The following is an 11,175-nucleotide window of genomic DNA, read 5'->3' as shown; positions in this document are numbered from 1 at the left end:
AAATGGACACCTTGTAAAGTAGAAAACGTCATGCTGCACTCGTTACCCAGCATGACGTAGATTTTATATAGGACATGTCCCTCACAAAAAGTAATCGTTCGATTTATTCAGGGTAAACTTACCCACCGAGTATGAGAAGAATGTTTGGTCGTGGTGAATGTTGGAAAGAGGATCTATGATTTACAGAATGAAGATTTATTTATCGTGCGGCGGGAAGAGCACGCCTTAGAATGTCAAGCGAAAGTGCTACATGTAATCTTTGTTGAATGTACAGCACCTGTTAGGAAATTCGCTGCTATGGAGTAGGGTTGAGAGTTGTGTATGAGATGTCGGGTCGATCACTTTACTAATCCCTCTTGATTGCAGTTTAATTGGGTTTGTTGCATTAGAAGGGATGGTGGTTAGCTTTGGCAGCTGCAAGAGCCAGGCTCTACTATATTTATCGAACTTAATACTAACTCATAAATTCACATATTCTTCAATGCTTATAGGATGATTTTATCTTTCATCATTACATAATACATAAGAGTGACTTTAGTAAAGGAGTGGAGACTATGAACAGTAACAGTACATTACGTTCGGAAATTGAATCTATGATACGACGAGATGCCTACAATGATAGGGAGTATATACAGCACCATGAGAGGTATTACGACATATTTTTTGATATTTTCTCTTCATTACGTAGAGATTATGAGAATAATTATAAGCACTTAAAGAAAATAGAATACATTGAGAAGAAGAATCTTCTTAAAATCTATAAAGATATTGTTGCTGGGAGAGGGAGAGAGGTTAGAGCAAGATACTATAGATTTCTTGAGGAAGAGACGAAGAAGCAAATAAGAAAGGGGCTTGGGGAAGAGACGATAGAACGTATTATTAAAAGAACAACTGATTATAATCAAAAATTATCTAAAGGTGCGAACACGCCACTAGAAGATTGTTTTGCAAAAAATATAGTCGATGAGGAAATTAAAACATATGAATGGAATTGCAGCACAAATAAGGTTAAACCATCAAAGAGTGTACTTCAAAAAGCCGATTCATACAGAATTTAAGATTTCATAAACTGAATGTTTCAACCTGGAGGAGGCATCACTAAATAATCAGTGCTAATGGAGCTGAGACTGAACTAGCTCTTTCTTTTGTCAATCAACAATTGTCCCTTTCTGATTTTCAAAGATACAAAAAAGTGATAATGGAGGAAACTTAATGCCATATATAAGTAAACAAACACTTCGAGAAGCTTTGCAAAGAATGAAGGGTACAGCCGATCACATGTTAAAGATTTGGTTTGTACTTAAAGTAATGGGATTAAAGGATGGGGAATCGGTTGAAATAGATACAGGAAACTCGACCCCATCACTTAATAGGCTATTCTCGTTTGGAGAAGCCGATGGCAGTTTCTTTATACCATTTGCACACACTAAGAGATTTATGACAATGAAAAGCGATGCTTCTCGCTCAATAATCCAAACAACTATTCAGCGTTGGTTAAGTAGCGGATCTGTAGTAACTATAAATCCCACTTCTTACTTGGACATTGCACCCTCACAAAGTGGGCGAACCCTGTATGTTACAAAGGGTAGGTCCTATCCTGAAGGATTGGGTTATGGTAAGAATGGGTTTGCATTAAGCGACGATTCTCGCGTATCAATACCAAACTTATCATTTGCAATTTGGTTGTTGGTTAGAGAAGGTATACCGGAGGGAAATAGCAAACAGTACTTAATTGAGCGTATGTTTGAAATTCTAAACCTCAACAATGTTGAATATGAATTAATCTTTACTCGGGAGAATTTCGAAATTGAGTTTCAAGAAGAAGTATTAACTGAAGCTGAAATAAATGAGATATGTAAAAATTCACTTGTAAATACTGATCAACTGGCTAATAACGAGATTTTTGAAGCAAATGAGGATTATAAAAGGAGAATCAGACGTATGGTTACAGTATCGAGCGCACCAGCATGGTTAAAACAAGATCCAAAGGTTCAAGTATCACAACTTATCGACAGTGGGGAAAGAGCAATATTATTATATGGCCCACCAAGAACAGGGAAAACCAGAGTCATTGATAGCATTGTCCCAAGAGATTCTGATGAAAGGGTATCTATTCAACTACACGAAGGCTGGACCTATGAGAACTTAATCATTGGCCTTCAACCTGAAACAGATACAGATAGATTTTCTTGGAAGCTAGGCCCTTTGGCAAAAGCCATCCAAGAGAAAAAGAAATACATAGTTGTAGAAGAAATTAACAGAACTAAAATAAGTCAAGCACTAGGTGAAGTGTTTTCTCTAATTGAGGCAGCATATCGCGGAGAAGAGAACGGAATCATTTTACCAAACGGGGAGAAATTATGGATAGACAGTGAAGTGATGTTCTTCTTTACAATGAATACACTAGATGAAAGTACGGAAGACGTTGATGATGCACTTCTTGGGCGAATGGCTTGTATTGAGTTTCCACCAAGGCTCGAGGATCTTGCTGATTTGTTAGCACAAAGAGAAATCGAAAAAGAAGTATCCAATAAAATCAAAGATTTCTATAACATTGTCCTTGAATACTATCCGCTTGGCCATGGTTATTTTGCTGGATTAACAAAAGAAAGTAACTTTATCTCGTACTATGTTTCTCGTGTTCGCCCTACGCTACAGAATCACTTTCAATCTGCACGAAGTGAGATTGTAGATCAAATTGATAATGCTGTTGATGGGGTGTTTAGGTAACAATGGAGTGGATAGCCAAAGAGTCATCAACCACCTATCTAAAAGATTTTCGGATAGAACTACTTCCGAATAGTATTCCATCTCAGATAAGATTTATAAAAAATAAAGGCAGGATTGGTATTGAAGTAGGTAATGTAGTAGGACTTCTTCCGCTTGAAGGAGGAAACTCTATACGTATCCTTCCGAAGTATACAGGAATAAACATTGTTGAGATGATGTTATACGTCCAAGGCTTAACGAACAAACATAATGAAAACAAAATAGGTGAGCAATTCGAAATCGGTAATAACATACCGCAAGCTGAATTATTTGTTCAAGTATTTTTGCGCGAATTGAGGATAATTGAAGAAAGAAGTATAAAGTTTGAGAGAAGGAAAGAACAGCAGCAATCAAGCTACGCAAAGGGTTCAGTGAATTGGAGTAAGACCAAACTCAATATTATGCAAAAAAAGAATCGCCCTATAGAGACCAAATCTTATGTGCAAGATTTTAATATTTCAGAAAATCATTTATTAGCTGCTGCTGCAGCTAAGGCGATAAATTACATCGAGAAATACTCCAGCGATTGGAACCTGCTGAATAAGTGGATACAACGATTTAGTTATAATGAAGTGTCCAAGCTATTTAGGACAATTGACAGGAAATTAGTTCAAGACAGAATAACTGGTGCAAGAGCATATTATAGAAACGCGATAATATCAGCTAAGATTATTCTTGGCTACTATGGAGTTGATTTAGGTGAAGATGTTGAGGGCGATGCATTGTTAGTAAATACACCTGATTTATATGAAGAATATATTAGGGCGGGTTGTGGCAATAGCCTTAGAGAGCACGGTATACACATTACTAAGAACTTTTCCCCGCCAGAATATTTATTTACCAATGGGACTTGTGAATTGATACCGGACATTGTTTTTAATAAAGGTAATACATTACTCCTAGTTGGTGATGTTAAGTACAAGGAGCCGGACTCTAAAGATTACTATCAATTATATTCATATATAAAAAAAGCCGGATTGGGTACCGGCATAGTCTTCACTCCAAGTAAAAACGGGGAGCAAGAACCCACCGTAAAAACTAGAAGCACATTTGATAATGTAATTATATATGATATATGTGTACCTACCACAGACTCAAGGTCATTAGAAAATACTATTAAGCTACTCTACGATGAAAGAATTATCCCTCATTACAAATGAATTTTGATGATTATTGGTACGGTTTTTAGCAAGTGTAATGTAGTTTTCTGAAATATCGAAACCAACACATTTTCTATTCAGTAATGAAGCAGCTTGAGATGTTGTTCCAGCGCCTACAAACGGGTCGAGGACAACATCTCCTTCTTTAGAAGAGAGTGCAATACAACGGGCAGGGAGTTCTATGGGAAATTGAGCTCCATGTCCATCTCTACCTGACGAAGTTGGCAAATACCAGAAATCCGAGAGTTTATCTGATTCCATAGCTTGTCTTCCACCTAGTTTTGGCTCCAGTAAACGATACTGTTGCTTATCAAAATAGGGTGTCCGAGTTTTAGTTAGATGAATAATAAATTCAATATTACGACTGACTCTTGAATTTTGTGGTTCAGGTGTTGAGGAAGTTTTTGCCCAACAGATTATACTCTTAACATAATATCCCATACGAGATGCTCTTTCCGCAATTTTATGAGGAATAAGGCATTGTTCTCCATCTTTTAGATATGAATGACCCGCGGAATATCTCTTATGGGTATGATCAGACCAAGACCGTTCATCACGTCCTTGCATAGCGCGCAATGCCTCCGCAGCATTTCCTCTTATTTGTGTCCTAGTATTAAAAGTATCCATTAAATTCCACCAGATAGATCCGTTATCGGTTAGTTTTGGATATAGTTCATCCAATATTTCTACTGAGTGGCGTATAAAGCCTTCGGGAGTTTGCTCCATTCCTAACGGACATTCTTCGCCGTCAGCCCAGGTTGTTGGTGTTAAGTCATCATATATTCGCATAGCCCAATAAGGAGTTGAAGTCACCACAGTTTGAATATAATTGTCTGGTAATTTACGAATAAGGTCCATAGAGTCACCCTGATGTAAGCCCTCTAGGATTAACTTGGAGTTATCAACCAACTCATACGGCGACTCATTGCTGAGATAATTAAGAATTTTGCTTCGTGGAATAAAAGTTTCGGCATAAGCATCTTGCTCTAGTAGTTCTACAATCATGGCAGAATCGAGGAACTGAGTATTTCCTACAACCTTTCGAATAAAACTAGGCTGCATCCCTGTAACACGTGCTATCTTATCGATGTGAATTCTTACATCTGGAATACTTTGTGGTACAAATTTGGTAATAGGGGTAGTCGGCTTTATATCAAATTTCTTGTTAAAATCAATCAAATCAATTCCTCCACTATGAATATGGTCAAATGTGGTCAGTTGACGTCTTTTTGTTTAATATCATTTTAAAAATAAAATCGGAACTACTTCCTTCATGGAATTATACCATGTCTGGCTTTTTCATTGTTGATAAAAGATATCCAGCGATATTTATAACTCCGTGTTTCCCCTTGTCCATGCAAAACCACAACGGTTAATGCAGGACAAGGGTTTTATCTTTCAATCAGAGATCTTCAGTTATATTTCCTATATTTGATAATCCAAATGCCAGAGGTTTAGAATAAGGTCGACTAAGGTCAAAAATGGATTGGAGTGATTCTTGTTTCATTAATGCACATTCCGATTTCGCAGATTACTGAAGCTGATCTGCAGAATCTAATCACTAATTCGGTTTCGGAGAGTAGGTTTCTCGATTATAAAGAGCAGTTACATATCCAGCAACAATCTGAAAAGAAGGAGTTTTTATCAGACATATCGGCATTCGCAAATTCTGGTGGCGGTGAGATGATTTTTGGGGTGTCAGAGACTGGAGGGCAAGCTGTTTCCATTAATGGAATCCCCGTCACTGATCCAGATGCTCTGAAGCTACAAATTGAGAATATTATTCGTACAGGAATCGCCCCGCGCATCTATGGATTGCAGACTGAGATTATTAAATTAACTAATGGAAATAGTGCAGTGGTCATACGTATTCCACAAAGTCTTAATGGCCCTCATATGGTAACCTTAAGTGGATCGCAAATATTTACAATTAGAAATTCTGCCGTCAAACACCCAATGAGTGTTTCGGAAATAAGGTCTGCGTTTATTGCGAACAATGCTCTCCGAGAGCAGACTAGAAACTTCTGCATGGAACGTCTGGCAGCCATAAAGCTTAACGAGGGTACTTTAGATTCAGGAGTTCAACTAGTCCTTCATGTAATTCCCTTAAGTTCGTTTGGTGACAGTATGTTGAGTACGGAAGTTCTAGATAGCCCAAAATTCTATCTTCGAGATTTTGACACCACCGGTGGCGATTACCGTTTCAATTTAGACGGAGTGTATCAGTATGCAAAATGGCAGGCATTTGAACAAGCCTGTCGCCTATACTCAGTTGTTCCGCAGTGGACAAATTGAATCTGTGAACGCTACAATTATGCGTGTTGATACTTATTCTGATATAGCAATATCTGCGGTGGAATCTGAACTTTGTAAGCGAGCGTTCAATTTCATTACTGTCTTGCAGAATAGTGGAATTGCACCACCCATAATTTTAGCTCCTGCAATATTGGGGGTAAAAGGAAGAATTGTAATCGAAGCTGCTCATGGTATGAGGTTTGGACCTATCCAGAAAAACGATTTAGTCCTTCCCGAAACCTTAGTGGAATCATACCCTATCAATGTCGCTGGTGTTGCGAAGATCATGCGTTCGGCGCTTGATGCAATGTGGAATGCAGCTGGCCATATGGGATCTAAGCATTTTAAGTTGGGCTACGCACTTCCCTAAACATCCTAATCATCAAACTCCGGGGGATTGTGGTTTTACACAGCCACGGTTCGCATTTATGAGCCCTTATCCAGATAAAACCACAATTGATAATTCAGGACAGGGGTTCGTTAAGCTTTTAATAATGGAAACATTTTTTGGTTTAACAGTTCGCAATCAGTTCGAGAATATCTTAGGGGTAATGAAAATCCAATACTTTTTTTTACATGCGGTGATGATGTGATTGTTTGGATTTCCTTGGAAGTGTTTACTGAATGGTTCGGAGATGAAGGCCGATTGGTGAAGATAATTTGATCAAGTACCAGTGATTGGGTTGATCCAATTTAATAAAGAGATCGTATGAACGCATATCCACAGAAGAATGGGAGGCTACATTATGAGTCAAGGTTTTAAAAATGACTTGCATCAAGCTATTATGAGTTATAGAGGAGATCCCTTATCAGGGGACAAGGTTCACGTTATAGCGAGAGTGAACGGAACGGTAAAGATTAACGACTATGTGAAGGTTTTTGCAAGTATAGAGACAAACTATAATAGGATTGCATTCATCTGGGGGGAAGATGGAATTGTTCCAGCAGAGTACCAAGAACACTATCCAAATGAATTGAATAGGTACCCAGTTTTATTTACATACTTTAAAGATAAAGATATCTTGCACCTAGAGGGCAAGTATTTCGGTGAAAATTATAAATTGGTTGTACAATTACCTCCAAAAAGACCTTAAATTTAACTAAATTAGGCCTACTTTTACGCAACTTCCCCAAACATCCTGAGCATCACACGACGGCGAATTGTGGATTTACCAAGCCACGGCTCGCATTTATGAACCCTTGTCCATACAGAACCACAATGGTTAAGATGGACAGGGGTTATTATGCTCTCTAGTCCACGGTTTGCTATTTCATTTGTTTATATTGTAATACTTTTACCATGTTCATCATTTCTTACATGCCATAATATGAAATGTAAAGGAAAGCAACCCAATCGAACGTGGAGTAATTGAAATGCTATTCAGCAATACATAGTTAGGGAATGATGGGGGAGTGAATATAACAGTATTTTAGAACTATTACGTAAAAAAGGCACTTATTAATACATCAATCATAATTTATTACTTTAATTGAAGGAGAGGGAATGTGATGGCAGTTGTCACACAAATCGTAACCTGTGAAGTTTGCGACACAAAAACTCTAGTTAAATTCCAAGTGGGTATCCTAAATCAATATCCTATTCACTATTCTTGTCCAACCTGCCTTACTCATATTTATGGGGATATTATACATCACGAAGAAGAGGGCAGGATTGAATATAAACTAAATAATGCTTCTCATTCAAGTAAAGGTAATGAAGAGTACATTTTAGTTGTATCAGGAGAGTTCCCATCTTCCAAGATCGTAAAATCAAACGAAGAAACATTTAAAGCTGCGATGTTTTCTCCCTTTATACGTTATTCCCCACATGAGAATAGGGAAGTTTATAAGTACGAAGTGCTGGTACAGACCTTACCTAACCTAATAGAATATGAGTGGAAAATGATTGAAAGGATTGCGAACCTATATTTTAATAATCAGGATAGATTTCTAGAAGGCGAAGTGGATAAACTAAGGGAGAGCCCCAGGTTGATCTTAAGCTCGTTTGAAAAGGACTCAAGTGTTAGTAAGCTTATCACTACGGTGTTTAGAGAGCTTTCTTCAACAAATCCACTGATACCCATTACTATTGAAAATGTTGCTATACAGTTAAAAACTCTTTCCCAAGATAATAATCAAGCATACGTTGAGCTGCTTCAATTGTATTCATTGGACGATTTGCTGAAGATTCAACAAGAACTATTTAGTCTGTTTAATGCCTTTATTGCTCATTATCGATATTTAGTACCTGTGATATACATGGAGGCAATCGAAAGAAGAATTGAAGATATCAAAGATTACGAAGGATTAAATACGGTTTCATTTGAAAGGTTAGATCGGCTTTATCAAAATGCATACGAGACATTGTTAGAAAACTCAACATTAACATTAATGCTCGATAATTTATTGATAAGGAGTTCTGTTCATAGCATGAATACACGTATATCTGTTAGAAGGCAAGAAGTAGTGAACCTACACGACTACAAAGGACTAACCAAAGGGCAAAAACTAGGGTATCTGTTGGATAACGCGAATATTTTATCTCATATTTTCAGTATTCCGCTTGATAAGGATTTGAGAAATCCAATTGGTCATAATAATTATTCCTATGATCCTAACTCACAACTGATTCAGTTTCACTCCAATAATCCCAATCGTGCGCCCAAAGAGCTATTCCTGATTGAGTTTGCTGACAAGTGCTTTCAATCTATTAAAATAAATCTCTTGCTATGGGATATTACTGTACTTATGAGAAAATTAATAAAGGAAGAACAGTAAGTGTAAAGTGGAAGCAGAGAAGCTGTGTAGTTTTTTTAGGGATGCGAATCACCTTAGTCTAACTCTTCAAACAACCGGAGCATCATGTAGCGTCGAATTGTGGATTTGCTAAACCAAGGTTCGTATTTATGAACCCATGTCCATCCAAAACCACAATTTTAATGGATATGATTCTAGTTCAAACATTGCAACAGTACGGTCAGTTACTCTTGTTGACTCTTTTGACAGTACTATCATTTTTTTACAGAAGCCCATATAATCGACCTTGGTTACGAATCACTGTTGTAATGTAATTGTTTTAAATATTCGTTGTTACCTTTTCGACACTACATGCCTCGACGGGTCTCCATTCACTGATATGGATAAACGTGAAGGGAAACACGGGAAAATAGGCATTGTGGTTCCGAGAGGAACCGACTGTTGATCGCCGAAATCGAGTTTAGATCAATTAATAAAAAACAGAAGAAGCCGATTAATAAACTAATCGGCTCATTTTTTGCTAATTCTATCTCAGTGACGTAATTTACATTCAAAATTAAACCGACACTGGATTTGGAATTGGCAAATGATCTGGTATAGTTACAACTGAACCCAAAATTGGGACACCTGTACCGCATCGATCTGAATCAAGATTTAGAGGCTTGCATTGCTGGTGAAGCAACGCCATGAGTGCTTCAACCCTTTGCCGGTTTCGCGTTTTAAATTCGGATTGGAAAATTGGGTGATGCGCTAATAAGAGCGCTGCCATTCCTGTAACGTGAGGAGCTGCCATAGAGGTACCTGAATCAAGTTTAAAAACACTGCCTGGCGCAGTTGAAATAATGCTTACACCGGGCGCACAAACGTCCACCTCTGGCCCGAGGCATGTAAATATTGGTGAGAATAAGTTACCATCGAGTTTATCTGTAACAGTCAACGAATCTAGCGAATTCGACTCAACTGATTGTAGATCACCGATTGCTGAAACGGTTAAGACTTGAGCTGACGAACCGGGATACAGTACTGTTTTGTTTTCTTTAAATGAGTTGCCTGCCGCAACAACACAAGTAATGCCATCATCAACTGCTGCCGTAATAGTTTGCTCAATGATCGGATCGTATCCCTCTACACCAATGCTCATGTTAATGATGTCAATGTCATTGACTATACAATATTCGAGTGCATGTTGTAACGCGCTTAAACCCACTTCCCTATCTCCAGGGAAAATCTTAAGAATATGAACCTCCGCTTCAGGTGCGAATCCACGAAACATTGAATGTTCACTGCTTTTGGCAGCAATTACTCCCGCACAATGAGTACCATGGTTATAAGGGTCATTACTCCAAGATGAGCTATCGGCATTTCTGCTTGAGAAATCGGCACCTTTGAGAATATGGCGAAGCGACGGATGGGAATTATCGCATCCGCTATCGATAATTGCTATCTTTACCTGTTTGCCGTCGATATCGGGAGGCATCTTAGAAAGGCCCATGAGGTTTTGCCCCCATCCTAAGGAGAAATGCTTGATGTCGCTCCCGTTATTTTCGAAAATCGAAGTTAAGTAAATGGTATTGGTGATTCCTTCTTCTAGCTCAGGATTATTTTTTATAAAGCTCCAGTAGCTGTGAGGGGGCATGATTTTCAGTTGAAATGGTGAATTAGGGGCAACCATCTGAACATGTAACTCCACTATACCTTCTTCATTTGTTACCCCAACAGCGGGTTTGAGACCATCACCTGTGATATAAACATTCACGCCTTTCAATGGTGCATTGCTGTCTTTACCATTGATTAATAACTTGAAAATTTTCGTTGTAAAGTTTGCACTTGTCGAAAATATTTTGAGGTATTCTAGGTCCATAGAACTCAAATGCCTTAAAGTTTGATTTTCTGAGATAATCACCTGAGGATTTTTCTGAAACTGCTCGGCCTCCTGTGGGGACATACGAACAACAAGTACATCTGTTGCTATTCCTTCTCCACTTGGCATCCCTAACAACTGTAGAGTTTTATTACTGCGTTCAATGCGATCGATAATCTCTATATTACTACTGGTTAGCAGCGTGTCCAATTCTTGTGTAGACATCGGTCTAATGTTCATGTCTTGCAGGGAGATGCCCGTTCTTGGAACAATCATATAACTTTTTTTATCGTTATTGTTTCCGATAACTTTTTCCACAGATACTCTCTCCTT

9 protein-coding genes are annotated in these 11,175 nt (G+C 38.1%); 7 read left to right on the top strand and 2 right to left on the bottom strand.

All coding sequences use genetic code 11. The annotated features are described in order from the left end of the window. The first annotated feature begins 554 nt into the window (after window positions 1-554). The 3 genes from NSS66_RS21835 to NSS66_RS21825 all read left to right on the top strand — a co-directional run bounded on the left by NSS66_RS21835 (window position 555) and on the right by NSS66_RS21825 (window position 3,929). Entirely contained in the window at window positions 555-1,058 is a 504-nt protein-coding gene (locus tag NSS66_RS21835) for a hypothetical protein (RefSeq protein WP_340959762.1), read from the top strand. A gap of 154 nt (window positions 1,059-1,212) precedes the next feature. Beyond that, window positions 1,213-2,730: an AAA family ATPase gene (locus NSS66_RS21830; protein WP_340959761.1), complete on the top strand. Its 1,518-nt coding sequence runs from the start codon at window positions 1,213-1,215 to the stop codon at window positions 2,728-2,730. 2 nt (window positions 2,731-2,732) lie between these two features. Continuing rightward, window positions 2,733-3,929, top strand: coding sequence for a 5-methylcytosine restriction system specificity protein McrC (locus NSS66_RS21825; RefSeq protein WP_340959760.1), 1,197 nt, complete (start codon window positions 2,733-2,735; stop codon window positions 3,927-3,929). Here the strand turns inward: NSS66_RS21825 and NSS66_RS21820 are convergent. Beyond that, the gene (locus NSS66_RS21820) at window positions 3,891-5,108 is read right to left on the bottom strand and encodes a DNA-methyltransferase (RefSeq protein WP_340959759.1); all 1,218 of its coding nucleotides are present in this window, start codon (window positions 5,106-5,108) and stop codon (window positions 3,891-3,893) included. The two genes, NSS66_RS21825 and NSS66_RS21820, sit on opposite strands and share 39 nt — an antisense overlap. Window positions 5,109-5,420: 312 nt before the next feature. Between NSS66_RS21820 and NSS66_RS21815 the strand changes: the two genes are divergently transcribed. The 4 genes from NSS66_RS21815 (at window position 5,421) to NSS66_RS21800 (ending at window position 9,002) form a co-directional block, all read left to right on the top strand. Continuing rightward, the gene (locus NSS66_RS21815) at window positions 5,421-6,224 is read left to right on the top strand and encodes an AlbA family DNA-binding domain-containing protein (protein ID WP_340959758.1); all 804 of its coding nucleotides are present in this window, start codon (window positions 5,421-5,423) and stop codon (window positions 6,222-6,224) included. Further along, the gene (locus tag NSS66_RS21810; protein WP_340959757.1) at window positions 6,157-6,594 is read left to right on the top strand and encodes a hypothetical protein; all 438 of its coding nucleotides are present in this window, start codon (window positions 6,157-6,159) and stop codon (window positions 6,592-6,594) included. The genes NSS66_RS21815 and NSS66_RS21810 overlap by 68 nt, the downstream gene beginning before the upstream one ends. A 376-nt stretch (window positions 6,595-6,970) precedes the next feature. Continuing rightward, window positions 6,971-7,318, top strand: coding sequence for a hypothetical protein (locus tag NSS66_RS21805; protein ID WP_340959756.1), 348 nt, complete (start codon window positions 6,971-6,973; stop codon window positions 7,316-7,318). 415 nt (window positions 7,319-7,733) lie between these two features. Next, window positions 7,734-9,002 carry a hypothetical protein gene (locus NSS66_RS21800; RefSeq protein WP_340959755.1) on the top strand — a complete coding sequence of 423 codons (1,269 nt, stop codon included), beginning with the start codon at window positions 7,734-7,736 and terminating at the stop codon, window positions 9,000-9,002. Window positions 9,003-9,537: 535 nt separating this feature from the next. Here NSS66_RS21800 and NSS66_RS21795 read toward each other — a convergent pair. Beyond that, the gene (locus tag NSS66_RS21795) at window positions 9,538-11,160 is read right to left on the bottom strand and encodes a S8 family peptidase (RefSeq protein WP_340959754.1); all 1,623 of its coding nucleotides are present in this window, start codon (window positions 11,158-11,160) and stop codon (window positions 9,538-9,540) included. Window positions 11,161-11,175 lie beyond the last annotated feature (15 nt).

The sequence above is a fragment of the Paenibacillus sp. FSL R10-2748 genome, assembly GCF_038005565.1.
GTDB lineage: Bacteria > Bacillota > Bacilli > Paenibacillales > Paenibacillaceae > Paenibacillus > Paenibacillus polymyxa_B.
The sequence above is the reverse complement of the archived record's forward strand: the minus strand, read 5'-3'. Positions and strand labels throughout refer to the sequence as shown.